The 25625-nt window shown below is 65.4% G+C and carries 25 protein-coding genes; 17 read left to right on the top strand and 8 right to left on the bottom strand.

Annotated elements, in window-relative coordinates:
* The first annotated feature begins 8 nt into the window (after window positions 1-8).
* Window positions 9-2426 carry a phenylalanine--tRNA ligase subunit beta gene (gene pheT / locus OSH05_RS09040; protein ID WP_104219512.1) on the top strand — a complete coding sequence of 806 codons (2418 nt, stop codon included), beginning with the start codon at window positions 9-11 and terminating at the stop codon, window positions 2424-2426.
* Window positions 2427-2530: 104 nt separating this feature from the next.
* On the top strand, window positions 2531-3079 hold the full coding sequence (locus OSH05_RS09035; protein WP_104219513.1) for a hypothetical protein: 549 nt from the start codon (window positions 2531-2533) through the stop codon (window positions 3077-3079).
* Window positions 3080-3103: 24 nt separating this feature from the next.
* On the opposite strand, the gene OSH05_RS09030 is transcribed toward OSH05_RS09035, so the two are convergent.
* From OSH05_RS09030 to OSH05_RS09020, 3 genes are all read right to left on the bottom strand, one after another.
* Complete coding sequence (locus tag OSH05_RS09030) at window positions 3104-3355, bottom strand: BQ00720 family protein (protein WP_266352128.1); 252 nt, start codon at window positions 3353-3355, stop codon at window positions 3104-3106.
* 37 nt (window positions 3356-3392) lie between these two features.
* Window positions 3393-3821 carry an Hsp20 family protein gene (locus OSH05_RS09025; protein WP_104219514.1) on the bottom strand — a complete coding sequence of 143 codons (429 nt, stop codon included), beginning with the start codon at window positions 3819-3821 and terminating at the stop codon, window positions 3393-3395.
* A 99-nt stretch (window positions 3822-3920) separates the two neighbouring features.
* Entirely contained in the window at window positions 3921-4955 is a 1035-nt protein-coding gene (locus tag OSH05_RS09020) for a Gfo/Idh/MocA family protein (protein ID WP_104219515.1), read from the bottom strand.
* 110 nt (window positions 4956-5065) lie between these two features.
* Between OSH05_RS09020 and OSH05_RS09015 the strand changes: the two genes are divergently transcribed.
* From OSH05_RS09015 to OSH05_RS08980, 8 genes are all read left to right on the top strand, one after another.
* Complete coding sequence (locus OSH05_RS09015; protein WP_104219516.1) at window positions 5066-5680, top strand: ribonuclease D; 615 nt, start codon at window positions 5066-5068, stop codon at window positions 5678-5680.
* A gap of 63 nt (window positions 5681-5743) precedes the next feature.
* Window positions 5744-6445, top strand: a complete 702-nt coding sequence (gene lptC / locus OSH05_RS09010) for an LPS export ABC transporter periplasmic protein LptC (protein ID WP_104219517.1) — start codon at window positions 5744-5746, stop codon at window positions 6443-6445.
* A 4-nt stretch (window positions 6446-6449) separates the two neighbouring features.
* Window positions 6450-7109: an LptA/OstA family protein gene (locus OSH05_RS09005; RefSeq protein WP_104219518.1), complete on the top strand. Its 660-nt coding sequence runs from the start codon at window positions 6450-6452 to the stop codon at window positions 7107-7109.
* A gap of 45 nt (window positions 7110-7154) precedes the next feature.
* The gene (lptB, locus tag OSH05_RS09000) at window positions 7155-7973 is read left to right on the top strand and encodes an LPS export ABC transporter ATP-binding protein (protein ID WP_266352127.1); all 819 of its coding nucleotides are present in this window, start codon (window positions 7155-7157) and stop codon (window positions 7971-7973) included.
* Window positions 7974-8049: 76 nt separating this feature from the next.
* Window positions 8050-9603 (top strand): RNA polymerase factor sigma-54, encoded by a 1554-nt coding sequence (rpoN, locus tag OSH05_RS08995; RefSeq protein WP_104219519.1) that lies wholly within the window; start codon window positions 8050-8052, stop codon window positions 9601-9603.
* A 270-nt stretch (window positions 9604-9873) separates the two neighbouring features.
* Window positions 9874-10461 (top strand): ribosome hibernation-promoting factor, HPF/YfiA family, encoded by a 588-nt coding sequence (gene hpf, locus OSH05_RS08990; RefSeq protein WP_104219520.1) that lies wholly within the window; start codon window positions 9874-9876, stop codon window positions 10459-10461.
* Between the two features lie 99 nt (window positions 10462-10560).
* Window positions 10561-11028, top strand: coding sequence for a PTS IIA-like nitrogen regulatory protein PtsN (gene ptsN, locus OSH05_RS08985; RefSeq protein ID WP_104219521.1), 468 nt, complete (start codon window positions 10561-10563; stop codon window positions 11026-11028).
* A 58-nt stretch (window positions 11029-11086) separates the two neighbouring features.
* Entirely contained in the window at window positions 11087-11590 is a 504-nt protein-coding gene (locus OSH05_RS08980; protein WP_104219522.1) for a DUF3833 family protein, read from the top strand.
* A gap of 74 nt (window positions 11591-11664) precedes the next feature.
* Here OSH05_RS08980 and OSH05_RS08975 read toward each other — a convergent pair whose 3' ends face one another.
* The 5 genes from OSH05_RS08975 to OSH05_RS08955 form a co-directional block, all read right to left on the bottom strand.
* Entirely contained in the window at window positions 11665-12675 is a 1011-nt protein-coding gene (locus OSH05_RS08975; protein WP_104219523.1) for an ABC transporter permease, read from the bottom strand.
* Window positions 12672-13469, bottom strand: coding sequence for an ATP-binding cassette domain-containing protein (locus tag OSH05_RS08970; RefSeq protein WP_104219524.1), 798 nt, complete (start codon window positions 13467-13469; stop codon window positions 12672-12674). Before OSH05_RS08970 ends, OSH05_RS08975 begins: the two co-directional genes overlap by 4 nt.
* 72 nt (window positions 13470-13541) lie before the next feature.
* Window positions 13542-14489: a substrate-binding domain-containing protein gene (locus OSH05_RS08965; RefSeq protein WP_323181447.1), complete on the bottom strand. Its 948-nt coding sequence runs from the start codon at window positions 14487-14489 to the stop codon at window positions 13542-13544.
* Window positions 14490-14739: 250 nt separating this feature from the next.
* A complete protein-coding gene (locus OSH05_RS08960) occupies window positions 14740-15609 on the bottom strand; it encodes a sugar phosphate isomerase/epimerase family protein (protein ID WP_104219593.1) in 870 nt (289 codons plus the stop codon).
* 47 nt (window positions 15610-15656) lie between these two features.
* Entirely contained in the window at window positions 15657-16682 is a 1026-nt protein-coding gene (locus tag OSH05_RS08955; protein ID WP_104219526.1) for a Gfo/Idh/MocA family protein, read from the bottom strand.
* Window positions 16683-16916: 234 nt separating this feature from the next.
* Between OSH05_RS08955 and OSH05_RS08950 the strand changes: the two genes are divergently transcribed.
* The 7 genes from OSH05_RS08950 to OSH05_RS08920 all read left to right on the top strand — a co-directional run bounded on the left by OSH05_RS08950 (window position 16917) and on the right by OSH05_RS08920 (window position 25483).
* Window positions 16917-17951, top strand: coding sequence for a substrate-binding domain-containing protein (locus OSH05_RS08950; protein WP_266352126.1), 1035 nt, complete (start codon window positions 16917-16919; stop codon window positions 17949-17951).
* A gap of 315 nt (window positions 17952-18266) precedes the next feature.
* Window positions 18267-19271: a LacI family DNA-binding transcriptional regulator gene (locus tag OSH05_RS08945; protein WP_266352125.1), complete on the top strand. Its 1005-nt coding sequence runs from the start codon at window positions 18267-18269 to the stop codon at window positions 19269-19271.
* Window positions 19268-20278 (top strand): Gfo/Idh/MocA family protein, encoded by a 1011-nt coding sequence (locus OSH05_RS08940; protein WP_104219529.1) that lies wholly within the window; start codon window positions 19268-19270, stop codon window positions 20276-20278. Before OSH05_RS08945 ends, OSH05_RS08940 begins: the two co-directional genes overlap by 4 nt.
* Window positions 20279-21871, top strand: coding sequence for an acyl CoA:acetate/3-ketoacid CoA transferase (locus OSH05_RS08935; RefSeq protein ID WP_104219530.1), 1593 nt, complete (start codon window positions 20279-20281; stop codon window positions 21869-21871).
* A 10-nt stretch (window positions 21872-21881) separates the two neighbouring features.
* Entirely contained in the window at window positions 21882-22661 is a 780-nt protein-coding gene (locus tag OSH05_RS08930; protein WP_104219594.1) for an enoyl-CoA hydratase/isomerase family protein, read from the top strand.
* A 1-nt stretch (window position 22662) separates the two neighbouring features.
* A complete protein-coding gene (locus OSH05_RS08925) occupies window positions 22663-24177 on the top strand; it encodes an aldehyde dehydrogenase family protein (RefSeq protein ID WP_104219531.1) in 1515 nt (504 codons plus the stop codon).
* Window positions 24178-24232: 55 nt separating this feature from the next.
* Entirely contained in the window at window positions 24233-25483 is a 1251-nt protein-coding gene (locus tag OSH05_RS08920) for an ABC transporter substrate-binding protein (protein WP_104219532.1), read from the top strand.
* Window positions 25484-25625 lie beyond the last annotated feature (142 nt).

The following is a 25625-nucleotide window of genomic DNA, read 5'->3' as shown; positions in this document are numbered from 1 at the left end:
AGAGCGACATGAAATTCACCCTCTCCTGGCTCAAGGAACATCTCGACACCGAGGCTTCCGTCGACGCGATCGCCGAGGGGTTGACGCGGATCGGGCTGGAGGTCGAGGGCGTCGAGGACAAGGCGAAGCAACTCGCGCCGTTCACGATCGCCTATGTCGTCTCGGCCGTTCAGCACCCCAATGCCGACCGGCTGCGCGTCTGCATGGTCGATACGGGCTCGGGCGAGCCGGTGCAGGTCGTCTGCGGCGCCCCGAATGCGCGCACCGGCATGAAGAGCGTGTTCTCGCCCGCCGGCACCTATATTCCCGGCAAGAACATCACGCTTGCTGTCGGCACGATCCGCGGCGTCGAGAGCCACGGCATGCTGTGCTCGGCCGCGGAGCTCGAGCTTTCCGAGGATCATGACGGCATCATCGACCTTCCGGACGACGCGCCGGTTGGCACACCCTATGCCGAGTGGGCCGGTCTCGCCGATCCGGTTATCGACATCGCGATCACGCCCAACCGCTCCGATTGCCTCGGTGTCTACGGCGTCGCGCGGGATCTGGCCGCCGCTGGCCTTGGAACCCTGAAGGACGGCGCGGTCACTCCCGTCGCCGGGACGTTCCCCTGTCCCGTCGGCGTGACGCTCGATTTCGGTGATACGCCCTCGCTCTGCCCGGCCTTCGGCCTACGCCTCGTGCGCGGCGTGAAGAACGGCCCTTCACCGGATTGGCTGCAAGCCAAGCTGCGTGCCATCGGGCTGCGCCCGATCAACGCGCTGGTCGACATCACCAATTATCTGACCTTCGATCGCGGCCGGCCGCTGCATGTCTTCGACGCGGCCAAGGTCCACGGCCATCTCACCGTGCGACGTGCCCGCGACGGTGAGGGCCTGCTGGCGCTGGACGGGCGGACCTATGCCCTCGATCCGTCGATGTGCGTCATCGCCGACGATCATGGCGTCGAATCGCTCGCCGGCATTATGGGTGGCGAGGCCTCGGGCTGTTCCGAAGATACCGTCGACGTCTTGATCGAATCGGCGCTGTGGGAGCCGCTGGCCATCGCGCAGACCGGTCGCAAGCTCGGCATCAATTCCGATGCGCGCTACCGTTTCGAGCGCGGCGTCGACCCGGCCTTCATGCTGCCGGGCCTGGAGCTTGCGACCAAGCTGGTGCTCGACCTTTGCGGTGGGACGCCGAGCGACATCGTCGTCGCCGGCACGGTGCCGCAGCCGCATCGTTCGGTCGCCTTCCCGATCGCCGAGGTGAAGCGCCTTGCCGGCATCGATCCGAGCGAGGACGAGATCCGCGCCGTGTTGACGGCGCTGGGTTTTGGTCTTTCCGGTTCGGCTCCGGTCCTGACGGCCGTGGCGCCGTCCTGGCGGCCTGATATCGACGGCAAGGCGGACCTCGTCGAGGAGGTGATGCGCATCGTCGGCGTCGACCGCGTGCCCTCAACGCCGCTGCCGAAGTCTGATGACGTGACGCGTCCGGTGCTGACGCTGCTGCAGGGCCGCACGCGCCGCGCCAAGCGCATCCTCGCCGCGCGGGGGCTCGTCGAGGCCGTGACCTGGTCCTTCGTTGCCAAGCGGGCCGCGGAAGCCTTCGGCGGCGGCGCTCCCGCGCTGGCGCTGGCCAATCCGATCTCGACCGACATGTCCGACATGCGGCCGAGCCTGCTGCCGGGTCTGCTGTTGGCGGTCCAGCGCAATGCCGATCGCGGCCATGACGATGCGGCGCTATTCGAGGTCGGGCAGGCCTTCCGGGGCACGCGGCCATCCGACCAGATCATCGCAGCCTCCGGCGTTCGCCGCGGCACAGCAGGCGTTTCGGCCGCAGGTCGTCACTGGCAGGGCAAGGCGGCACCGGTCGGCGTCTTCGACGTCAAGGCCGATGCGCTGGCACTGCTCGACTCGCTCGGCGCAGCGGTCGACCGGATGCAGATCGTTCCCGGCGGGCCGGCCTGGTTCCATCCCGGGCGGTCGGCGACGATCCAGCTCGGGCCGCAGAACGTCATCGGCTGGTTCGGCGAATTCCACCCCGCGACGCTGGAAATCCTCGACATCGAAGGACCGGTGGCGGGCTTCGAGATCGTGCTGGGCGCGATTCCCGCGCCCAAGAGTCGCCCGACCCGCACCAAGCCGGCGATCGACCTGACCTCGCTGCAGCCGGTCCGGCGCGACTTCGCCTTCGTGGTCGAGCGTTCGGTCGAGTCGGCGAAGATCGTCAGGGCGGCGCAGTCTGCCGACAAGAACCTCATCGCGGCGGCGAGCATATTCGATCTGTTCGAGGGTCCGTCGATTGGCGCCGACAAGAAGTCGGTGGCGATCGAGGTGACGCTTCAGCCGAGCGAGCGGACCTTGACCGAGGAGGAGATCGACCTGGTCTCGAAGAAGATCATCGTCCAGGTTGCCAAGGCGACCGGTGGGGTGCTGCGGGCCTGATGGGCCCTTGAGAAGACGGCGGACCCGGAATCGGGCCCGGCGGCATACCGTGACTAACCGCGCGGAGACCCCTTCGCACGGTTCTTACGAAACGGGTGCTTGGAATGCCGCGCTATGAAATCCACGGCCATGCGATCATTTCCGACAATGATTGCATCGCCGGTCCGGACGGGCGAATGCCGGATTCGCTGCGCAACGAGACCGACTGGAACTACTTCCAGCTGGAGCTCGATCGGGCGGTCCTGACCGTTCTGGGACGAGGAGGCCACGAGGCCCATCCCAATTCGCGCGGGCGCCGCCGCCTCGTGGTTTCTTCCCGCGTCGATGGGATTGAGCATCGGCCGGATGCCTGGTGGTGGAACCCCGGCCAGGCCTCGCTTGGCGAGGTATTGCGGATTGTGGCCCCGGAAGGCGGTCTGATCGCCGTGCCGGGCGGGCGGCGGGTCAACGATCTTTTCCTGTCCCTCGGCTTCGACGCCTTCCACCTGGTGCGCAAGCGCGGCGTCGTCATCCCGAAGGGCGTGCCAGTGTTCACACGCGTCTGGGTGGCGGGTTCAGCGGAGCGGCTGCTGGCCAGCCACGGCCTTCATCCCGCGACAAGCCGGGACCTCGATCCGGCGGCCCGCGTCTCGCTCACCATCTGGACGAGGTAAGCGAGCCGCGGCCGCGAGGCAGCCTCAATGCAGGCTGACAGCCTCGAGATCGTTCTCGCGGGCGTTCATCACGATCGCCTCGCGACTATCCGAAATCATCAGCGGCGAGCCGGCCGCGTCGAGCAAGGCCCAGAAGTTCTGGCCGGGCTGGACGGCGGGGGCGTTGGGGAAGAACTGGCGGATCTCGTCCGACGACACCGGTCGGACGAACGCGATCTGTCCGTTGCCGAGGCCGGCGAAATTCTCGGGCGTCATGACGTTGCGGGGTTCTGACATAGTTGTCTCCTCGATTGAGCGAGAAAGGGATCGGCGGTCAGTCGCGCGCCGCGATCTCAATTCTTCGGATGATACGCTCGGGCGTCGGCCGGGCTAGGTCGATGGCGAGCAGCCCATCCTTCAGTTCGGCAGAAACGATTTCGATGCCATCGGCGAGGACGAAGGTCTTCTGGAACTGCCGCGCCGCGATGCCGCGATGCAGGTAGATCCGCTCGCGATCGTCGACCTGACGGCCGCGAATGACGAGCTGGTTCTCCTCGACCGTCACATCCAGCGATTCACGAGAGAAACCCGCGACCGCCAGGGTAATGCGAAGGCATTCGTCGTTTGTATCGGTCTTGGCGATCCGCTCGATATTATAGGGCGGATAGCCGTCACCAGACGCCTTGGCGACGCGGTCGAGCACGCGCTCGATCTCGTCGAACCCCAGAAGCAGCGGGCTGGAAAAGCCCGAAACACGCGACATCACAAAGTCCTTCCACCAAGCGACCTTGTCTACGGACCCTATAGGAGGCATCCGGCGGAACGTTTCCGCTTCATCTATATGGTCCGTGCGGACCGGCCTTCAAGAAGCCTCCGACACGGGCCGTTCCCATGTTCCAGAGGACTCGGATCGGAACAATGCGTCGAGTACGGCCATGTTCGCGATCGCGTCATCAATGCCGAAATGCCAGGGACCTGTGCCCGCCACGGCGCGGGAGAACGCCTCCGCCTGCAGGGCATATTGATCGACCGGCGGCAGCGCGATCGTCTCGCCGGGATGGCCGGGGCCGTGCGTATCGATCGTAATGTGAGCCGCCTCGTCGGTCGGCGCAGAAAACGGTGTCGGCATCTCGATCCGGCCGCTGGTTCCCACGATGGCGATGCGCTGGTGACGGAAGGTCTGCGTGGAGACGGTCGCCGACAGCTGCCGTCCCTCGCCGAAATCTGCGAGAAAGCTCGCTGCCCGGTCGGTGCCCATGGCCGGATCGCGGTCGATCAGCGCCAGGACGCGGATCGGTTCGGCGCGAAAGAGGAACCGCGCGGCGGCGACGACATAGCAGCCGATGTCCAGCAGCGCACCACCGCCGGTCTCGACTCGGTTGCGGATATTGGCCGGATCGACATTCAGGAACGAGAAGAAGCCCTGCACCAGACGCAGCGGTCCGATCCGGTCGGCGTCGAGGAGGCGTCGCACCTCGTGCCATTGCGGATGATGGCGAAACATGAAGGCCTCGGCGACGTGCAGCCCTCGGGCCGCCGGCCTGATGGCGGCGATCTCCTCCCGGTTCACGCCCATGGGCTTCTCGCAGAGCACATGCTTGCCCTTCTCAAGAGCCGCGCGGACGGTCACCGCATGGAGATGGTTGGGCAGGGCGTTATAGATGACGTCGATTTCGGGATCGTCCAGCAGCTCGTTGTAGGAGCCGTAGGCGCGGGCGATTCCGAAGGCGTCGGCAAAGCCGCGGGCGTTCTCCAGGGAGCGCGAGGCCACCGCGACGACTTCCGTCGAGGCGCTCTTCAGCAGGGCCGGGACCACGCGCTGCCGCGCGATCCGGGCGGTGCTGAGCACCCCCCAGCGGATGGGACGCGGCGCCGGTTCACCCTCGAGTTTCATCATCCTGCGCTCCTCTGCGTCGTCGCGACCATTCGACCTGTGTCCAGCGTCATTGCAGAAATGAGCGCGCTTCGCTAGGACGGCTGCGAAACCGGAGCGAGGACGCGAGAACCATGACGATCCGACTGCATCGCGGCGACCTGCCCGATCTTTCGCGCTACGACAATTCCGTGGCGATCGATACCGAGACGCTCGGTCTGAACCCGCATCGCGACAGGCTCTGTGTCGTGCAGCTTTCGCCCGGCGACGGCACGGCCGACGTCGTGCAGATTGCGCCTGGCCAGACGACGGCGCCCAACCTGATCCGCTTGCTCACCGATCCCACCATTGTAAAGATCTTCCATTTCGCGCGCTTCGACGTTGCAGTGCTCGGCAAGACCTTCGGCATCACGGTCGCCCCCGTCTATTGCACCAAGATCGCGTCCCGCCTGACGCGCACCTATACGGACCGGCACGGGCTCAAGGATCTGGTCAAGGAGATGCTCGACGTCGATCTCTCGAAGCAGCAGCAAAGTTCCGACTGGGCGGCCGAGACGCTGACGGATGCACAGCTGACCTATGCCGCCTCCGACGTGCTTTATCTCCACGCGCTGAAGAGCCGGCTCGACGAGCGCCTCGCTCGGGAAGGGCGGATCGGGCTCGCTGATTCCTGTTTCCGCTTCTTGCCGACGCGCGCCGCGCTGGATCTTGCAGGCTGGGCCGAAGAGGACATATTCGCCCACTCGTGAGGGTGATGGTCGTCAATCTTCCACAATCGTGTAGGTTAGTGCGTCGCAATATCCGGAGCTCGAATGGTCTCCTTGGACGAATCGCAGAACGCCTATGAAGACGAAGCGTGGCTGGAGCAGTCGCGCGCCGAAATCGCGGCGCGCTATGCGTCGGCTCGGCGCCACACGATGCTTGTCCGTTTCCTGAAATATGCTTTGCCGCTGGCGAGCATCGTTGGCGTCGTCGCGTTCTTTCTCGTTGCCTACATCCTGCCGGAAGGCGTACCGGGCTTCTCCGCCTCGTCCATCGACCTGACGAGCAATTCGATCGTCATGCAGAACCCGCATGTCTCTGGCTTTCTGAGTGGCGGGCGCACCTATGAAATTCGTGCCGACCGCGCCGAGCAGTCGCTGGAGAACACGAAGGTCGTGACTCTGAGCAATATCGCGGCGACCATCGGTTTCGGCGACGGCCAGTCGGCCAAGATACTTGCCCGCACCGGCACCTATTATTCGGACAAGCAGCGCATCGTCCTGACCGACAAGATCACGCTCAACACGACGACGGGCATAACGGGCGAGCTGCAATCGGCCGACATCGACATGACGGCCGGCACGATGACCACCGACCAGCCGATCGATTTCCAGTCCCAGGGCAGCCGGATCCGCGCCGAGCGCGTTCGCGTTGCTGACAAGGGAGAGCGGATATCGTTCACAAACGGTGTTAAAGTGACCTATTCCGTCCCTGACGAATCGAAAACCAAATCGGCCGCTCCTTCCCGGTGAACGAATGACACGATCGAAGCCGACCCCCCGCCTGATACTAGCCCTTTGCCTCGCCGTGCCGTTGATGACGGGCCTGGCCGCTGCCCAGACCACGGGCGAGATGTTCAAGGGTTTCAAGTCCAATTCGGACGGACCCGTGAATGTCGAGGCCGATGCCCTCGAAGTCGCCCAGAAGGACGGCCAGAGGATCTCGACCTTCAGCGGCAATGTCACGGTGACCCGGGGCGACTCCGTGCTGAAAGCCGGAAAGATCGCCATCTATTCGACCGACGAGAAGGCCAGTCCCGCGGCAGCGGCGGCGGCCGCCACGGCGGCGAAAACGGCGGCCAAGCTGAGCGGCGGCGCCGATACGGGCCTACCGGGCGCCGGCAGCTTCACGCGCATCGAGGCGAGCGGAAAAGTCTATGTCAATTCCGGCGACCAGACGGCGACCGGCGACACCGCCGTCGTCGACATGGTCGGCAAGACGGTGACGCTCGCCGGCAATGTCGTGCTGAGCCAGGGCCCGAACGTCATAACCGGCAACAAGCTCGTCTGGGACATGGAGACGGGCAAGGCCCGTATCGATCAGAAGGCGGGCGGGCGTATTCGCGGCGTGTTCACGCCAGGGTCGACGCCTGGTGCTCCCGGCACGCCGGACGCCGCCGCGGCGCCGAAACCGTGACGCGCTGCGTCTTGCGCCAGAGCGCGGCTCGGGAGGTTCGCTGACATGTCCGGCTTTTTCTCCGGCCGCAAGGCGAAGCAAGTCGAATTCGAGGCTGGCGACGAGCCGCAGGCGACCCGCTACGCGCCCGATGCCGGCGGGCCGGGCTGGCTGGTCGCGCACGGGCTCGGCAAGAGCTACCGTCGGCGGCGGGTCGTCTATTCGGCGAGCCTTGCGGTGGCGCGCGGCGAGGCCGTCGGCCTGCTGGGGCCGAACGGCGCCGGCAAGACCACGATCTTCTATATGATCACCGGCCTCGTGCAGGCCGATCAGGGCCGCATCGAGCTTGACGGCCATGACGTCACGCAATTGCCCATGTACCGCCGCGCCCGGCTCGGCATCGGCTATCTGCCGCAGGAGACGTCGATCTTTCGCGGCCTGACGGTCGAGCAGAACATCCGCGCCGTGCTCGAAGTGGTCGAGCCGGATCGCGACAAGCGCGAGGAGGAACTCGATTCCCTTCTCGAGGAATTCCACATTTCGCATCTGCGCCAGTCGCCGGCGATCGCGCTTTCCGGTGGCGAGCGGCGGCGCTGCGAGATTGCCCGGGCGCTGGCCAGCCGCCCCGCCTTCATGCTGCTCGACGAGCCCTTCGCGGGCATCGATCCGATCGCGGTCGGCGACATCCAGGCCCTCGTCCGCCATTTGACGGCGCGTGGCATCGGCGTGCTGATCACCGACCACAATGTGCGCGAGACGCTGGGTCTCATCGACCGCGCCTATATCATCCATTCGGGCGAAGTGCTCATGGAAGGGCGCCCGCACGACATCGTGGCGAGCCCGGAAGTCCGCCGTCTTTATCTCGGCGAGCAGTTTACGCTTTGAAGCCGGCGCGCCTTACGGTACCAAGGAATGGCGACAAGCAATTCCTGGACCAACCGTAGGGCCTGACCGCGTATCCATGTCCTTATCGCCTAAGCTCGAGTTTCGGCAGACCCAGTCGCTGGTGATGACGCCGCAGCTGATGCAGGCCATCAAGCTGCTCCAGCTTTCCAATCTCGATCTCGTTTCCTATGTCGACGCCGAACTGGAGCGCAACCCGCTGCTGGAGCGTGACGAGCGCGATGAGCAGGGTGACATCGCCGCGCCGTCCGAGCGGGTCTCGGACCTGGCCGAGCAGCAGGCGACGAGCCTTGATGTTGCCGAGGACCGTCCTGATTGGCTGGAGACGCGGCTTGAGGTGTCCCCCGACGCGATCGCCGAGCGGCTCGATACCGACCTGTCCAATGTCTTCCCGGACGATCACGGCCGGGCCTCCGGCGAGGCCGCGCCTGCGCCGTCGGGAGATCCCTGGGCCACGACCGGCACGCGCTCCTCCGCCGTATCGGAGGACTACAATCTCGAGGCTTTCGTCGCGGAGGAGAAGTCCCTCGCCGATATTCTCGGCGATCAGCTCGGTCTTGCCATCGGCGATGCGAAGCTGCGGTTGATCGGCTACGCGTTGATCGACGAGGTAGATGCCGCCGGTTACATGCGCGGTGATCTCGGCGCGATCGCTGATCGGCTCGGTGCCGATATTGCCACGGTGGAGCAGGTGCTCGCCGTGCTGCAGGGCTTCGAGCCCGCCGGCATCTGCGCTCGCGACCTGCCGGAATGTCTCGCCCTCCAGCTTGCCGAGCGCAACCGCTACGATCCGTCCATGGCGGCGCTGATTGCCCATCTCGACCTCGTCGCGCGGCGCGACTTTCCCGCGCTCCGGCGCCTGTGCGGCGTCGATGACGAGGATCTGGCTGAAATGTTGGCCGAATTGCGCGCGCTCAATCCGAAGCCGGGTGCGCGCTTCGGCTCGGCGCCGATGCAGCCGATCGTCCCCGACGTCGTCGTTCGCCCGGCACCCGACGGCAGCTGGCTGATCGAGCTCAACACCGACACGCTGCCGCGCGTTCTCGTCAACCAGAGCTACTATTCCAAGGTCGTCCGCGGCACGAAGGATACGGAGCGCGCCTATCTGGTCGACTGCCTGCAGACGGCCAACTGGCTGGTGAAGAGCCTCGACCAGCGCGCCAAGACGATTCTGAAGGTCGCGACCGAGATCGTCCGCCAGCAGGACGCGTTTCTGGCCCATGGCGTGCGCCATCTGCGCCCGCTCAATCTGAAGACCATTGCCGAGGCGATCGGCATGCATGAATCGACCGTTTCGCGCGTTACGTCGAACAAATATATGGCGACACCGCGCGGCATCTTCGAACTCAAATATTTCTTCACCTCGGCGATCGCCTCCTCGGAGGGCGGCGAGGCGCATTCGGCCGAGGCGGTGCGCCACCGGATTCGCACGCTGATCGAGGCCGAGAGCGCCGACGACATTCTCTCCGACGATACCTTGGTCAAGATGCTGCGCGATTCCGGCGTCGACATCGCCCGCCGCACGGTCGCGAAATATCGTGAGGCGCTGCGCATTCCGTCCTCGGTTCAGCGTCGGCGCGAGAAGCAATCCGACCCTGCCCTGATGCGTTGACCGGTCCTTCGGCGCTGCCTCCCGTCAGATCGGGCCTTGCCTTCCGTCTCGCAAATGCCCAGCTTGCCTATAGGCGGCGCCCGCTTCCTTGACTTCGCGGACGGCCGCTCATAGAAGGGCGCGGCGCCGCAAGGCGTGCTCGGCCCGGCGCTCCGCGTCGGAGGCCGGAACGGCGATGAGCCGGCGGGTCCGGTTGGTGTCGCGCTCGACGGAGGGGTCCGAAACAGGGGCCGCTTCGGATCGCAACGACGACCAAGAGGTACGGGATCCATGTCTCTGCGCATTTCGGGCAAGAACATCGAGATCGGTGACGCCTATCGCGTCCATGTGGAAAGCCGCATCGGCGCGACGCTCGCGAAATATTTCGACGGCGGCTTTTCCGGCCGCGTCGTGCTGGAGCGTGACGGCGCCGGCTACCGTGTGGATTGCGCGCTGCATCTCGACAGCGGCGTCGACCTGAAGTCCGAGGGCCGCGGCCACGATATCTACCCGACCTTCGATCAGGCGGCCGAGCGCATCGACAAGCAGCTCCGACGCTACAAGCGGCGCCTCAAGGACCACCACCACGAGCAGAAGAATGGCGCCGATGCCAGCTATGTGGTGCTGGCTGCAACGCCAGAGGACGATGAGGAAATCGAACTCGACTATGCACCGGTGGTGATCGCCGAGGAATCGACGCGCCTGAAGACCCTTTCGGTCTCCAGCGCCGTCATGGCGATGGATCTTACCGACGCGCCGGTCATTGTCTTCCGGCATGCGGCGCATGGCGGCGTCAACGTCGTCTATCGCCGGCAAGATGGAAATATTGGGTGGATCGATCCGGCTTCGGCCGGCAAAGGGGATTCCGTCGACCGCTGATTCCGCCTAAGCTCGTCCGCAACGCCGCCGCGCAAGCACCCGCGCGGCGGACGGCGAGTCTCGGATCAGAGGCATGAACGAGGCGTATCGAACCAAGTCATGGACCTTAGCGACCTGATCACCCCGGACTCGATCGTTCCGGCGCTGAAAGCCAATGGCAAGAAGCAGGCTCTGCAGGAGTTGGCGGAAAAAGCCGCCATTCTTACGGGCCTCGACGAGCGCCAGATCTACGACACGCTGCTGCAGCGCGAGCGTCTCGGTTCGACCGGCGTGGGGAATGGCATTGCTATCCCCCATGGCAAGCTGGCGGGGCTCGCCCGGATCCGGGGTGTCTTCGCCCACCTCGCCAAGCCCATCGAATTCGATGCTCTCGACGACCAGCCGGTCGACCTGATCTTCCTGCTGCTGGCACCCGAAAGCGCCGGCGCCGATCATCTGAAGGCGCTGGCCCGCATCGCGCGCATGCTGCGTGAGCCGGGACTTGCCGCCAAGCTGCGGGCCTCAACCGACGCTAGCGCGCTCTATGCCGTCCTGACCGCCAGCGCGACGGCCTCCAACGCGGCTTGACCTTCAGCGCCAAAGCGGCTTCCCTTTCGCGGTGCAAACGCGCGCCTACGGGGAAACGATGAAGGCGAGGCTCGCATTACCGCTCCTGCTCGTTATGTCCGTGGCCGGGTCGCTCTCGGCCGTGGCCGAGCCGACGCTCGACGCCTTTCGCGGCGTCGCATCCGGCGAGGGCCGCTTCAAAAGCGCGCTGATCGGCCTCGATCGCGGCTTCACCGTGACGACGATTGGACGCCAGTCCGGCGCGGTCTTCGTCCTCGACCAGCAATTCCGTTTCGACAATGGCGAGATCGACCGGCGCGTCTGGCGCTTTCGCCGGATCGCGCCGGGCCGCTATGCCGGAACGCGCAAGGATGTCGTCGGCGAGGCGGTGGTGAAGGTCGATGGCGGGCGCATCACCATGGCCTATGACGTCGTCGTACCGCGCAAGGATGGCTCGCGGCTGACGCTGCATTTCGAGGACAGTGTTTCGCGGCAGGGACCGCGCACGGTCCTCAACAAGGCGGTGATCTACACGCTCGGCATTCCGGTCGGAAGCGTCGAGGCGAAGCTCGTCCGCCGCTGAGTCCGGCTCTATTCACGGATGGGATTGGGAGCCCGGCGACCCGTCAGGCGACAAGGCTCCCGTCCGATAAACGTTCACCGATACCGGATCTGATTCCAACGATGCCCGATGAGGGAGAGGATGATGATCAGGCCATTGAAGAACTGCACGTAGAAGCCAGAGAGGCCGCCGGCGACAATACCTGTCTGGATGAAGGACACGATGAGGGCGCCGATCGCACCGCCCGCGACGGTTCCAACGCCGCCCCAGGTGGGGGTTCCGCCGACAAAGACGGCCGCCAGGGTCGGCAGCAGATAGGCGTCGCCCGCCGAGGGCCACCAGGTGAAATTGATCATGGTGGAGAAGATGCCGGCGAGCGAAGCGCCGAGACCCATGAAGGCGAAGGACGCGACGCGCACGCGCTTGGTGTCGATGCCCATCTGCGCGGCGCTGTCGGGATTGTCCCCGACGACCCGGATGCGGGCGCCGAAGCGGTGGCGGTTGAACAGGAGGATGGAGAGCGCGACGAAGAGGAGCGCCCACACCATCTGGATCGGGAAGCCGGCCACCTGGCTGGAGAAGATCCTGAATGCCCAGCTGCTCGACAACGTCGGCATGGCGATCGACTTGCCCTCGGTCAGGATCATGATCAGGCCGCGCAAGAGGAAGTTCATCCCGAGCGTGGCGACCAGCGAGGAGAGGCCGGCATAGACGACCACGGCCCCGACGCCGAAGCCGAGACCCATGCCGACGATGATGGCGCCGATGATGCCGAGGAACGGATCGAAGCCGGCCTGGACGAGAAGCGCGAAGATCCAGGCGGAGAAGCCCATGGTTGCGGGGAACGAAAGGTCGATCTCGCCGACGGTGACGATGAAAACCATCGGCACGACCAGGAACAGGGCGACCGGCAAGGTGAGCAGGACGGAGTTATAGATCGGCCAGGAGGAGAAGATCTTCGGCGAGAAGGCGAAGAAGATCGCCATCATGACGACGAAGACGCCGAGCGTGCCGAGCCAGGCCCGGTTGCGGGAGAAGAACAGCTGCAGCGGCGTGTCGCGCCGCGATGCCGGGGCCTGTCGGCCCACTTCGGAAATGTGGGTCATGCGGCGGCTCCGTCATGGAGAGCGAGATGGGCGAGCGGGTTGATGCCGATCGGATGGGCGATGTGCTCCATGAAGCCGATCAGCTTCTCGGCACTCTCGACTTCGGCCTTGGTGGCGGAAAGGGCGACTCTGCCGCGATCCATGACGATGAAGCGCTCGGCGATGTCGTAGACGTGGTGGATGTTGTGGCCGATGAACAGGATCGAGCGGCCGCTTTCGCGCACGGTGCGCACGAAGCGGAAAACCTTTTCGGTCTCGGTGAGGGAGAGAGCGGTGGTGGGCTCGTCGAGGATGATCAACTCTGCCTTGTTGTAGATCGCACGGGCAATGGCAACGCCCTGGCGCTCGCCGCCGGAAAGCTGGCCCACGATCGAATCGGGCGAGAACACCTTGGAGGTGAAGCCAATCTCGCGCATGAGGCGCTCGGCCTCGGAATATTCCTTGGCGACCCTCAGTACCCCGAGCGGGCCGGTGATCTCGCGGCCCATGAAGATGTTGCGCACGATCGTCTGCTGCACGGCCAGCGCGCGGTCCTGGAACACCGTCTCGATGCCGGCATCGCGCGACTTGGCCGGGCTCCAGCCGGGGACGGGCTTGCCGCGAACGAGGATATCGCCGCTGGAGGGGCGCACGGCGCCAGCCAGGATCTTGATGAGGGTGGATTTGCCGGCGCCATTGTCGCCCAGCAGTCCGACCACTTCGCCGCGATCGACATGGAGGCTGACGCCGCCGACCGCGAAGACGTTGCCATAGGATTTCTTGATGTCGCGGAGCTCGATCAGCCGCTCGACCATGGGGTGCTCCCGCTCAGGAAGGGAAGGGTCGGCGAGGCGGCATGAAGCCGCCCCGCTTTTCGGTCGGCGCGACTAGCGCAGGCCTTCTGTGGCGAGGTCGGCGACCGCCTTGTAATTGTCGGGCGTGACGAAGCCGGCGCCGGTATCGACATTGAGCGGCCCGAGGCCATAGGCGACCTGACCGCAAAGGCTCAGGATCGGCAGATAACCCTGCAGGAAGGGCTGCTGGTCGGACGTGAGCTGGACCCAGCCATCCTTGAAGGCGGAGACGATCTGCGGCGAGGTGTCGAAGCCGATATTGGCGATCTCGCCCGGCTTCTTGCCGACGGTCTGCATGTAGACCGGGGCGTTGCCCAGCATCTGGCCGCCCGGATAGGCGATGAGCTTCGTCTCCGGATTGGCGAGCAGGCCGGCGCTGATCACCGGAATCGCGAGGTTGGGATCGCCGGCCATTTCGGGGGTCGCGTTGAGCTTGACGACCTTGAGGCCGGCATCCTCGAGCGCCTTGGCGGTCGCCGCTTCGCGGATGACGCGGTTTTCCTGCGACCAGTCGGCGATGATCAGGGCCGTGTCGCCGGATTTGAGGCCGAACTGCTTGACCGCCTGCTCACCGAGCGCGCGTCCCTGCGGATCGAGATTGGCGCCGACATAGCCGCCGCCGAACTTCGCACGCACGTCCGGAACGTCGACGTTCTGGTATTCCATCTTGATGCCGGCCTTGGCGGCCTCCTCGGCCAGCGGCTGGATCGAGGCCGAACCGGGATGGCCCATCATCGCGATGCCGTTCGGCGCCGCCGCGATTGCCTCGCGCAGCTGCTGCACCATCTTCTCGATCTGCCAGCCGGAGAAGATGTAGTCGACCTGCGCGCCCGTATCCGCCGCCGCCTGCTTCGCCCCATTATAGACGATCGAACCGAAGGCATCGCCCTCGGCGCCGCCGACGAAGAAGCGGATGTGAACGTCCTTGCACCACTTGTCCCGCAAGGCTTCCGCCGATGCCGGGACCGTGGAGAGCGCCATCAGGACGCCGATCGAGACCGCACTCAGAAGCCCGCCGAAGCGCGCGCCACGCCTATCGAATTTCATGGTTCTTCCTCCCTCTGGATCGCCTGCCGGCCGTCATGGTTGCGGCAGCCTTCGATGATCTCGAGGCGCCTCTACGCCTCGAAATCCACGCGCTTCGGACATGCGCACCACGCTTTTGCGTGGCGCCTCCTCCCATGTCCGCCTTCCGCTGCGGCCTGGCGCCTCTTCGCCCGGCCGTCGCGGTTCAGGCCGGGTCGGCGACGAAGACTGCGCCGCCCCGCGCCTCTTTCAGATGGTTCAGCGACCGGACCTGGCCGGTCATCTCCAGCGCATCGCGGTAGACCGGATCATGCCAGCCCTCGATGTCGATGGTGCCCTTGTATCCGGCGAGGCGCAATTCGCTGATGATCCGCGTCCAGTCGCTGTCGCCGAAACCGGGCGAGCGCATCTGGACGAACGGATATTTGCCGAACACGCCATGCTCGCGGATCACGTCCCAGCGGATCGTCGCGTCCTTGCCGTGGACATGGAAAAACTTCGGCGCCCATTTGCGGATCTGCGGCACCGGATCGATCAGATAGACCATCTGGTGGCACGGCTCCCATTCGAGACCGATATTGTCGTCCGGCGTCTCGTTGAAGAGCAGTTCCCAGGCGTCGGGATTATGGGCGAGGTTCCAGTCGCCCGTGGCCCAGTTGCCGTCCATGGCGCAGTTTTCGAAGGCGAGGCGCACACCCTTGTCCGCGGCGCGCTTGGCGAGATCGCTCCACACTTCCCTATAGCGCGGGAGGCTCGCCTCGATCGGCTGGCCGCGCAGGCGACCGGTGAAACCGGCGATCGTCTTCGCGCCGAAGAGATGGGCGTTGTCGATCAGTGTCTTCCAGCCGGCAAGCGTCTGCTGATCGATATCTGTCGTCTCGAGCGGATTGCCGAACATGCCGAGCGTGTCGATGACGACGTCCTGATCGCCGATGGCTTCCTTCAGCTCATTGGCAAGCGTCGGAATGTCCTTGTCGCCGATCGTCTGCCAGAAGAACGGCTCGATCGATTCAAAGCCGAGCGGCAGGATCTGCCGGACATAGGCGGCCGGATCGGGCGCGTTGCCCTTGATCATGGTGCCGATGCGGATGTCGAGGAGCGGATTGGTCACGAGGCGGTCCTTCAGATCGAAATGTCGACGCGGCGCCCGGTCTCGGCGCTCTCGATCGCGCCGAAGACCATGGCCAGGCTTTTGATGTTTTCCGTGCCGACCGTCTCGGGCAAAGGCCCGCCACGGGTCGCCGCGATGAAATCCTGGAGAACTCCGAGATGGCCGCCGGTCCGGTCGGACGCGTCGAGAGGAGGAAGCTCGGCGGCGGCCACCTCGGAGAAGAACTGACCCGGGCCCGCGGGCTTGGCGATCTCGATCTTCACGCCGTCATGGCCGTCCCAGAGCAGAGTTCCCTTGGTGCCGATGAGGCGCCATTGGCTCTCCCAGCTCGTCATCAGCCCGTCGGCGCACCAGCTGCCGCGATAAGTGAAGACGGCGCCGCTATCGAGTTCGAAGATCGCCGCGGCGGAGGAGCCTTCGGCGTACCATGAGCTTTTCGGGTTCCACTCGTGGCAATAGACGGAAACGGGCGTCGCGCCCGACATCAACCGCGCCGCATCGAAGGTGTGGATGGCCATGTCGAGCAGGAGGACATGCGCCATCTCCTCCCGAAACCCGCCGAAATGCGGGGCGAGGAAGAAATCGCAATGAAGGCTGGTGATGTCGCCGATCACGCCTTCGGTGACGGCACGGCGGATGCGGCGGACGCCTTCGAGATAGCGGCGGTTCTGCACCACGACATAGAGCTTGCCGATGGCCTCGGCGCGCGCCACCAGATCGCGGGCCTCGTCGAGGCTGGCCGCCATCGGCTTTTCGGAGAGCACGTCGCAGCCGGCAGCGAGCGCCGTGGCCACGATGTCGTGGCGCGCACCGGGGACGGTGACGTCGAATACGATGTCGGGATGCTCCGTCGTGAGCAGCGCGTCCAGGCTGTCTGCGATGCGGGCGCCTGTCAGGCCGAACTCGGCCGCACGCGCGGATGCCCGCTCCGTGTCGATATCGGCGAGGCCGACGATCTCGAGCCCCTCGATCGTCTGCGCGGCCTCCAGCCAGGCGCGGCTCATCGCGCCGCAGCCGACGAGAACAGCACGTTGCATCTTGCGGTCTCCTCCCGCCGGCACCCTCCCTCTTTGCTGCGCCGCAAACGTTTTCGGTGCGCTGCAAGAGTGCCGTAAACGTTTACGATGAGACATCTGGATGCCGCTCTTGTCAAGAGGACGAATGTGGGGAGGATGGGCGCGCCGCGTGCCGGGTGGGAATTGCCTGCTGGCGTCGCGGGGGCACGGTCGCCTATATGCAGGGTTGGAAGCGGGGCTGGGAGACGGGAACGCGTGAGCATTCGAGAGCTGGCGCAGCATCTGAATATCTCGATCGGCACGGTGTCGCGGGCGCTGAACGGGCGTTCGGACGTCAATGCCGAGACGCGCAAACGCGTGTTCGAGGCGGCGGCGAAGCTCGGCTATGTCCCGAACCAGTCCGGCCGTAGCCTGCGCCAGGGCACGACCAACGCCGTCGGCTTCATGATCGAGATGAACAGCGAGACCAGCCTGCATGGCGACACGTTCTTCATGAGCGTCTTTGCTGGCGTGCAGGCGGTGTTCAAGCCGCTCCACCTCGATCTCGTCGTTCTGCTCTGCCCCTTCGACGATGATCCCTACGAACATCTGCGCCGCGTCGTGTCGCGCCGCTTTGTCGACGGGCTGTTCATCTCGGCCACCCAACGCCGCGACAGGCGTATCGATTATCTGATTGAGCGCGAAATTCCGTTCATCGCGCTGGGCCGCAGCCTGTCGGGTGGCTCGCATCCCTGGATCGATCTCGATTTCGAGGGCGTTGCCAAAGCCTCCGTCGACCGGCTGGTCGCGCGGGGCCACTCTCGCATCGGTCTCGTCAAGCCGGCCAGCGAGCTCAATCTCGGATATGTCTTCGCCGAGGCCTATTACGAGGCCTTGGCCCGTCACGGCATTCGGCCGGATCCCGAACTTGTCGTCCGTGCCGAACAAACCAGCGAGGAGGGCGGCTATGGCGGAATGGGCCAGCTGCTCGCCCTGCGAGAGCGACCCAGCGCGGTTTTGCTCGTCAACGAGATCATGGCCATCGGTGCCTATCGGCGGCTGCATGACGCCGGCTTGCAGGCGGGGCGCGATGTCGCCGTCGTCGGCTTCCGCCAATCGCCGCAGGCGCGCTTCCTGTCGCCGACGCTGACCTGCTTCGACGTATCGCTTCACGATCTCGGCCGCCGCCTCGCCGAGGGCCTGCTGGCGACCATGCCGGCCTATCGCGATCTCTATCCCGTCGGCCTCGTGCAGGACATCTGGCCGATGTCCCTCGTTCCGGGTGAGAGCGACCCGCCCCACGCCATCTGAAAGTAGCGTCGTTGGCGTGGGTTAGTTCTGCTCACTAGTTGGAACGTTCCATATTCTATTGGATTTTGGAAGGTTGGCGCTCCATCCTGCGTTCGCGGCCATGCCCGATGCGGAATAGAGAAAATTCAGTTATATCAATGTAATATAAGAAAATCCGCTGCGGTGGTCCGCTGAATTCAAGGGCCTCTCGCCGGCCATTGATGCCCTTGACGCTTCCGAAGGGCGGTACTATGAACTGGAACGTTCCAATTATAGAGTGCCGTCAGGGGCCAGATGAACGCCAGGGAAACTCCAGGATCCGCCTCGCGAGTGACGATGATCGACATCGCCCGTCATGCCGGCGTGTCGAAATCGACTGTCTCGCTGGTGCTGCAGGCGTCAACCCAGGTCAAGACGGAGACGCGGGAGAAGGTCCTCGCGACCATCGACAAGCTCGGCTATGTCTACAACCGCGGCGCCGCCAATCTCCGCTCTTCCCGCTCCAACATCGTCGGCATGGTCATCAACGACCTCGCCAACCCCTTCTTCGCCGAGCTTGCCGTCGGCATTGAGCGGGTGTTTCACGGCGCCGGCTATATTCCGTTCATCGCCAATACGATCGAGAATCCGAAGCGCCAAGCGGAAGTGCTGCGCTCCATGTCGGAGCATGACATTGCCGGGCTGATCATCTGCCCGGCGCGCGGCACACGGCCGGCCGATATCGCGACCCTGGGCGGGCTCGGCTTCCCGACCGTGCTCGCCATGCGCCGCCTCGCGGGCCAGAAATTCTCCTCCGTGACGCCCGATAATCGGCGCGGCGCGCAGCGCGCAACCGAGCATCTGATCGCCCTCGGCCATCGCCGCATCGCCTTCTTCGGCGGCTATGCCGACATGATTGCGCAAAATGAGCGCTGCGGCGGCTATCGCGCGGCGATGGACGCCGCCGGCCTTCCGATCGATCCCGGCTGGATCATCGAGGGACCGCCCAACCGCGACTGCGGCGCCAGCGCCATCGGGCGCGTGCTCGACATGGAAAACGCACCGACTGCGGCGCTCTGCTTCAACGATGTCGTCGCTTTCGGCGTGCTGTCCGGCCTGGAGCGCCGTGGCCTCGTGGCTGGCCGCGACTTCGCGCTGGTCGGCTTCGACGACGTCGCCGAGGCGCGCCACACCAATCCGCCGCTTACCACCGTCCATGTCGACACCGCGGCGCTCGGCGAGCGGGCCGCCCACATGGTGCTGCGCATGATCGGCGGCGATACGCGGCCGGAAGAATTCGTGAGCGATGTCGACCTCGTCGTCCGGGCGAGCAGCGGCGGCTCCATCGGGAGGGGATCATGAGCGGAACCATCGGCTGGGGCCTTGTCGGCGCCTCGACCATCGCCAGGCAGTTCGTCATTCATGCGATCCGCCAGAATGGCGGCGAGCCGCTCGCAGTAATGAGCACGGATGCGGCGCGCGGCGCGGCCTATGCGGCCGAGAACGGCATCCCGGCCTCGACGACCGATCTGCACGAATTGCTGGCGACGCCAGGTATCGACGCCGTCTATATTTCGACGACGAACGAACTGCACCGCGACCAGGCGATCGCCGCGGCGCGCGCCGGCAAGCATGTGCTCTGCGAGAAGCCGCTGGCGCTGACGCTGGATGACGCCAAGGCGGCTGTCGATGCGGCCAAGGCGGCCGGCGTCGTCTTCGCCACCAACCATCATTTGAGGAATGCCGGCGCTCACCGGGCGATGCGGCAGGCGATCATCGAGGGCAAGATCGGCCGCCCGCTCGCCGCCCGCGTCTTCCACGCCGTCTACCTGCCGCCGAACCTGCAGGGCTGGCGCATCAACGCGCCGGATGCCGGCGGCGGCGTCATCCTCGACATTGCCGTCCATGACGCAGACACGCTGCGCTTCGTGCTGAACGACGAGCCGGAAAGCGTCGTTGCGGTGACGCAGTCCTCCGGCATGGCAACAGCCGGCCTTGCCGACGCTGTGATGACCACGGTGACCTTTCGCTCCGGGCTGATCGCACAGACCCATGACGCCTTCACCTCGAAATTTGCCGGCACCGGCTTCGAGGTGCATGGCACCGAGGGCTCACTGATCGCACGCGATGTGATGACCCAGAAGCCGATCGGCTCGCTGGTGCTGCGCAATGAGAGCGGCGAGCACGCGATCGAGTTCGATCGCACCGATCTCTATGTCCGTGCGCTCGGCGCCTTCCACGCTGCCATTCGCGGCGAGGGCCAGCCGGCCGTGACCGGCGAGGATGGCATCCGCTCCCTCGCCTTCGGCCTCGCGGTTGCGGAAGCGGCGAAGACGGGCGGTGCGGTGAAGGTGGAGACGGGTCTCTAGATGAAATCCAAGATCATCACCGCCGCCGAGGCCGCCGCCCTCATTCCCGACAATGCCGTCGTCACCGTCTCCTCGGCGAGCGCGCTCGGCTGTCCGGACGCGACACTGGCCGGCATCGGCGCGCATTTTGAAGCGACCGGTCATCCCAAGAACCTGACGATGCTGCATCCGATCGCGGCCGGCGACATGTATGGCGTCAAGGGCATCGACCATATCGCAAGACCCGGCCTGCTTGGGCGGATCATCGCGGGGTCCTATCCCTCCGGCCCGTCGTCGGCCGAGCCGCCGGCGATCTGGAAGATGGTCGGCGACAATGCGATCCCCGCCTATAATGTGCCGTCCGGAATTCTGTTCGACCTCCACCGCGAGGCAGCGGCGAAGCGTCCGGGCGTCATTACCAAGGTCGGGCTCGACACCTTCGCCGATCCGCGCCGCCAGGGCTGCGCCATGAACGCGGCGGCCGAAGCCGAGCCGATCGTCGAGCTCATCGATTTCCGCGGCGAGGAATGGCTGTTCTTCCCGGTGATCGTACCGAATGTCGCGATCATCCGCGCCACCACGGCCGACGAGCGCGGCAATCTGACCTTCGAGCATGAGGGCGCCTATCTCGGCCCGCTCGACCAGGCGCTCGCCGTGCGCAACCATGGCGGCATCGTCATCGCGCAGGTGAAGCGCCTCACCCAGTCGGGTACCCTCAAGCCGCTCAACGTGCACGTGCCGGGCATCCTCGTCGATCACATCGTGGTCGCGCCGGACCAGTGGCAGACCTGCCAGACGCCTTATGAGCCGGCGATTTCCGGTGAGATCTCGCGGCCGCTGTCGAGCTTCGAGGTTCCCGCATTCGATATCGCCAAGGTGATCGCGCGCCGCGTCGCGCTGGAGCTTCGCCAGGGCTGGGCGGTCAATATCGGCTTCGGCATCTCCGCCAACGTGCCGCGCATCCTGATTGAGGAAGGCCGGCACGGCGAGGTCACCTGGGTGATCGAGCAGGGCGCGGTGGGCGGCGTGCCGCTCCTCGATTTCCAGTTTGGCTGCGCCTCCAATGCCGAGGCGATCGTGCCGAGCCCGCAGCAATTCGTCTATTTCCAGGGCGGCGGCTTCGATTGCTCGCTGCTCTCCTTTCTGCAGATCGACCGCTTCGGCTCGGTCAATGTCTCGCGCCTCGCCGCCCGTCCGCATGTGACGGCCGGCGCCGGCGGCTTCGTCGACATCACGGCGCGGGCGAAGCGCATCATCTTCTCCGGCTATTTCAACGCCGGCGCGAAGTTCTCGGTCGAGGACGGCTCGGTGCGGATCCTGAAAGAAGGCAAGGTCAAGAAGCTGGTGCCGGAGGTCGAGCACGTTTCCTTCTCCGGCCGCCGGGCGATCGAGCAGGACCAGGAGATTCTCTACGTCACCGAACGCTGCGTGATGAAGCTGACGAAGGACGGCGTGATGGTCACTGAGATCGCGCCGGGCTTCCATCTGGAGCGAGACATCCTCGCGCAATCGGAATTCCCGCTGCTCGTTTCCGACGATCTGAGAATAGCCCCCGACCGGCTCTATCGGCCGGAGCCGATCGGCCTCGCGCTGGATGGAGTGGTCCATGGCTGAGGCACAGACGATGGCTGACGACCGCATCCGATCCACCATCGAAGGCCCGGTCGCGATCCTGACGCTCGACCGCCCGGCGAAGCTGAACGCGCTCGACCAGTCGATGATCGCGGCGATCGAAGACTGGATCGAAGCGACCGAAGCCAATCGCGACATCCGCGTCGCGATCCTGACCGGTAGCGGCGAGAAGGTCTTCTCCGCCGGCGGCGACATCGCCGCCTGGGCCGGCCTCGATCCGCTGACCTTCATGCGCGATTGGGTCCGCAACGGCCACCGCGTCTTTGATCGTCTCGCCCGCCTCCGCCAGCCGCTGATCGCGGTGCTGAATGGCCATGCCTTCGGCGGCGGGCTGGAACTCGCGGCGACGGCGGATCTGATCATCCTGGAAGAGCATGGCCGCATCGGCCTGCCCGAGACCGGCCTCGGCATGGTGCCGGGCTGGTCAGGCACGCAGCGCCTGGTGCGCCGCTTCGGTCCGCGCATCGTCCGCCGGATGACGCTGGCAGGAGAGATGTTTGCCGCCGAAGCAGCCCTGGCGCATGGGCTGGTGGATCAGGTCGTGCCGAAGGGCGACGGCCTTGCCGCCGGGCTGAAGCTGGCGGGCGACATCGCAGCGCGCGGCCCGGTCGCGGTCCAAATTGCCAAGCAGCTCATCAACGCCGCCGAAGGCGAAGAACAGGGCGCGCCGATCGAGACCATAGCCGGTGCGCTCGTCGCCTATACGCAGGATCTGAAGGAGGGCGCTGCAAGCTTCCGCGAGAAGCGTGCGCCCCGTTTCGAGGACCAATGACATGACGCTCACCATCGATTCCGCCTCGCTGATCGAGGCGAAGAGCGGTCCGAGGCGCTGGCAGATGCTGATCGACGGCAAGTGGACCGATGGCGAGGTCGGGCTCGAGGGCGAGCGTGTCTCGCCCGGCCATGGCATCGTCGTCAGCCGCTATGCCTTCGGCTCGGAGGCCGACGTCAACCGGGCGGCGATCGCGGCGCGCCGTGCCTTTCATCGCGGTCCCTGGCCGAGGATGAAGGCGAGCGAGCGGGCCGCCGTTCTCCTGAAGACGGCCGACCTGATCGATTCCCGCCGCGAGGAGATCGCCCGCCTCGACGCGATCGAGAGCGGCAAGCCGATCCGCCAGGCCCGCGGCGAGATCGCGGGCGCCGCCGATATCTGGCGCTATGCCGCCTCGCTTGCCCGCACGCTGCATGGCGAGAGCTATGCCAATCTCGGCGATCATATGCTCGGCGTAGTGCTGCGCGAGCCGGTCGGCGTCGTCTCGATCATCACGCCGTGGAATTTTCCGTTCCTGATCGTGGCGCAGAAGCTGCCCTTTGCGCTCGCAGCCGGCTGTACGGCGATCGTCAAGCCGAGCGAGATGACATCGGCCTCCACGGTTCTCCTCGGCGAATTGCTGATGCAGGCCGGCCTTCCCGACGGCGTCTGCAACATCGTGCTCGGCACCGGTCCTGAGGTCGGCCAGCATATGGTCCAGCACCCATCCGTCGACATGATCTCCTTCACCGGCTCGACCCGCGTCGGCAAGGCGACGGTCGCGGCCGCCGCGCAGACGCTGAAGAAAGTGTCGATGGAGCTTGGCGGCAAGAATGCCCAGATCGTCTTTCCGGACGCCGATCTGGAGGCCGCCGTCGACGCGGCCGTGTTCGGCGCCTTCTTCAATGCCGGAGAGTGCTGCAATGCCGGCAGCCGGCTCATCATTCACGAGGCCATCGCCAAGGACTTCCTCGCCGCCTTCGCCGAACGCGCCGCGAAGGTCAGGGTCGGGGATCCGCTGGACGAGGCCAGCGACGTCGGCGCGATCATCACACCGGCGCATCTGGCGAAGATCGGGAATGCCGTCACCGACGCCGCGGCGGATGGTGCATCGGTCTTCCTCGGCGGCGCCGAGATCCAATCGGGCGCCGGCCAGTACATGGCGCCGACGGTCATGAGCGGTGTGAAGCCGGAGATGGCGATAGCTCGCGACGAAGTCTTCGGCCCGGTGCTGTCGGTGCTGGAGTTCGATCGTATCGAGGAGGCGATTCACCTCGCGGAGTCGACCGATTACGGCCTCTCGGCCGGCGTCTGGAGCCGCGACCTCGATACGGCCGTCACGGTCGCCCGCGCGGTGAGGACCGGCACCGTCTGGGTCAACACTTTCATGGATGGCTATCCGGAGCTTCCCTTCGGCGGGATGAAGCAATCGGGTCTCGGCCGGGAACTCGGCAAGAATGCCGTCGAAGATTATTCGGAAGCCAAGACCATTCAGTTCCATCGAGGCCCGCGCACCGCCTGGTGGGTGGGCAACTGAGGAGGAGACGATCGTCCGCCCGGACGGTCGGGTTATTGAATCGGGAGGATTCTCAATGCGTAAGATGCTGATCGCGACCGCTCTGCTGGCGGCTACGGCGTTCACGGCCCATGCCGAGGACGTCAAGGAAGTACAGATGCTGCATTGGTGGACGTCGGGCGGCGAAGCGGCCGCTCTCAACGTCCTCAAGCAGGATCTGGCCAAGGAAGGCTATGCCTGGAAGGATGTTCCGGTGGCCGGCGGCGGCGGCGACGCGGCCATGACGGCGCTGAAGGCGATGGTCGCGGCCGGCAATCCGCCGACCGCCTCGCAGATGCTCGGCTACACGGTGCTCGACTATGCCGAGGCCGGCAAGATGGGCGATTTGACCGAGACGGCGATCGCCGAGGGCTGGGACAAGGCCGTCCCGGCTGCTCTGCAGAAATTTTCGGTCTATGACGGCAAATGGGTCGCGGCGCCGGTCAATGTTCATTCGGTGAACTGGCTCTGGATCAACAAGGCCGTGATGGACAAGATCGGCGGCACCGAGCCCAAGACCTTCGACGACTTTATCGTCCTGCTCGACAAGGCCAAGGCGGCCGGCGTCACCCCGCTCGCCCTCGGCGGCCAGAACTGGCAGGAAGCGACGATGTTCGACAGCGTCGTGCTGTCGACCGGCGGTCCGGAATTCTACAAGAAGGCCTTCAACGACCTCGACGAGGAAGCGCTGAAGTCCGACACGATGAAGAAGTCGTTCGATAACCTCGCCAAGCTCAAGGAATATGTCGACCCGAACTTCTCGGGCCGCGACTGGAACCTCGCCACCGCCATGGTGATCAAGGGCGACGCACTGGTCCAGGTGATGGGCGACTGGGCCAAGGGCGAGTTCAAGGCGGCCGGCAAGGAGCCGGGTACCGATTATCTCTGCTACCGCTTCCCCGGCACCGATGGTTCGGTGATCTATAATTCGGACATGTTCGGCATGTTCGACGTGCCGGAAAACCAGAAGGCCGCGCAGATTGCGCTCGCCAAGGCGACGCTCTCCAAGAGCTTCCAGTCTGCCTTCAATGTCGTCAAGGGCTCGGTTCCTGCCCGCACCGACGTTCCCGATACCGCCTTCGACGCCTGCGGCAAGAAGGGCATTGCCGATCTGAAGGCGGCCAACGATGGCGGTACGCTGTTCGGCTCGCTGGCCCAGGGCTATGGCGCCCCGCCGGCTGTCGCCAACGCTTATAAGGACGTCGTCTCGAAGTTCGTCCACGGCCAGATCACGACCTCCGACGAGGCGGTGAACCAGCTCGTCCAGGCGATCGACGACGCGAAATAGGCGACGCATCCTGCTTCTTCCCCGCGCCCTGAGCGGGGAAGAAGCACCCTGTCATTGCCGGGCTTGACCCGCAATCCAGACTTCCCTTGGACGCTAGTCTCTGGCCCGACGCAGCAAGCGAGGCTGGATTGTCGGGTGAAGC

Source organism: Kaistia algarum, assembly GCF_026343945.1.
GTDB classification, from domain to species: Bacteria; Pseudomonadota; Alphaproteobacteria; order Rhizobiales; family Kaistiaceae; genus Kaistia; species Kaistia algarum.
This window is presented reverse-complemented; position numbering and strand designations above follow the sequence as displayed.

Excerpts from the sequence above, each read along its gene's own strand:
- pheT (WP_104219512.1), top strand. The coding sequence starts at position 9 with ATGAAATTCACCCTCTCCTGGCTCAAGGAACATCTCGACACCGAGGCT.
- OSH05_RS09035 (WP_104219513.1), top strand. The coding sequence starts at position 2,531 with ATGCCGCGCTATGAAATCCACGGCCATGCGATCATTTCCGACAATGAT.
- OSH05_RS09030 (WP_266352128.1), bottom strand. The coding sequence starts at position 3,355 with ATGTCAGAACCCCGCAACGTCATGACGCCCGAGAATTTCGCCGGCCTC.
- OSH05_RS09025 (WP_104219514.1), bottom strand. The coding sequence starts at position 3,821 with ATGTCGCGTGTTTCGGGCTTTTCCAGCCCGCTGCTTCTGGGGTTCGAC.
- OSH05_RS09020 (WP_104219515.1), bottom strand. The coding sequence starts at position 4,955 with ATGATGAAACTCGAGGGTGAACCGGCGCCGCGTCCCATCCGCTGGGGG.
- OSH05_RS09015 (WP_104219516.1), top strand. The coding sequence starts at position 5,066 with ATGACGATCCGACTGCATCGCGGCGACCTGCCCGATCTTTCGCGCTAC.
- lptC (WP_104219517.1), top strand. The coding sequence starts at position 5,744 with ATGGTCTCCTTGGACGAATCGCAGAACGCCTATGAAGACGAAGCGTGG.
- OSH05_RS09005 (WP_104219518.1), top strand. The coding sequence starts at position 6,450 with ATGACACGATCGAAGCCGACCCCCCGCCTGATACTAGCCCTTTGCCTC.
- lptB (WP_266352127.1), top strand. The coding sequence starts at position 7,155 with ATGTCCGGCTTTTTCTCCGGCCGCAAGGCGAAGCAAGTCGAATTCGAG.
- rpoN (WP_104219519.1), top strand. The coding sequence starts at position 8,050 with ATGTCCTTATCGCCTAAGCTCGAGTTTCGGCAGACCCAGTCGCTGGTG.
- hpf (WP_104219520.1), top strand. The coding sequence starts at position 9,874 with ATGTCTCTGCGCATTTCGGGCAAGAACATCGAGATCGGTGACGCCTAT.
- ptsN (WP_104219521.1), top strand. The coding sequence starts at position 10,561 with ATGGACCTTAGCGACCTGATCACCCCGGACTCGATCGTTCCGGCGCTG.
- OSH05_RS08980 (WP_104219522.1), top strand. The coding sequence starts at position 11,087 with ATGAAGGCGAGGCTCGCATTACCGCTCCTGCTCGTTATGTCCGTGGCC.
- OSH05_RS08975 (WP_104219523.1), bottom strand. The coding sequence starts at position 12,675 with ATGACCCACATTTCCGAAGTGGGCCGACAGGCCCCGGCATCGCGGCGC.
- OSH05_RS08970 (WP_104219524.1), bottom strand. The coding sequence starts at position 13,469 with ATGGTCGAGCGGCTGATCGAGCTCCGCGACATCAAGAAATCCTATGGC.
- OSH05_RS08965 (WP_323181447.1), bottom strand. The coding sequence starts at position 14,489 with ATGGCGCTCTCCACGGTCCCGGCATCGGCGGAAGCCTTGCGGGACAAG.
- OSH05_RS08960 (WP_104219593.1), bottom strand. The coding sequence starts at position 15,609 with ATGATCAAGGGCAACGCGCCCGATCCGGCCGCCTATGTCCGGCAGATC.
- OSH05_RS08955 (WP_104219526.1), bottom strand. The coding sequence starts at position 16,682 with ATGCAACGTGCTGTTCTCGTCGGCTGCGGCGCGATGAGCCGCGCCTGG.
- OSH05_RS08945 (WP_266352125.1), top strand. The coding sequence starts at position 18,267 with ATGATCGACATCGCCCGTCATGCCGGCGTGTCGAAATCGACTGTCTCG.
- OSH05_RS08940 (WP_104219529.1), top strand. The coding sequence starts at position 19,268 with ATGAGCGGAACCATCGGCTGGGGCCTTGTCGGCGCCTCGACCATCGCC.
- OSH05_RS08935 (WP_104219530.1), top strand. The coding sequence starts at position 20,279 with ATGAAATCCAAGATCATCACCGCCGCCGAGGCCGCCGCCCTCATTCCC.
- OSH05_RS08930 (WP_104219594.1), top strand. The coding sequence starts at position 21,882 with ATGGCTGACGACCGCATCCGATCCACCATCGAAGGCCCGGTCGCGATC.
- OSH05_RS08925 (WP_104219531.1), top strand. The coding sequence starts at position 22,663 with ATGACGCTCACCATCGATTCCGCCTCGCTGATCGAGGCGAAGAGCGGT.
- OSH05_RS08920 (WP_104219532.1), top strand. The coding sequence starts at position 24,233 with ATGCGTAAGATGCTGATCGCGACCGCTCTGCTGGCGGCTACGGCGTTC.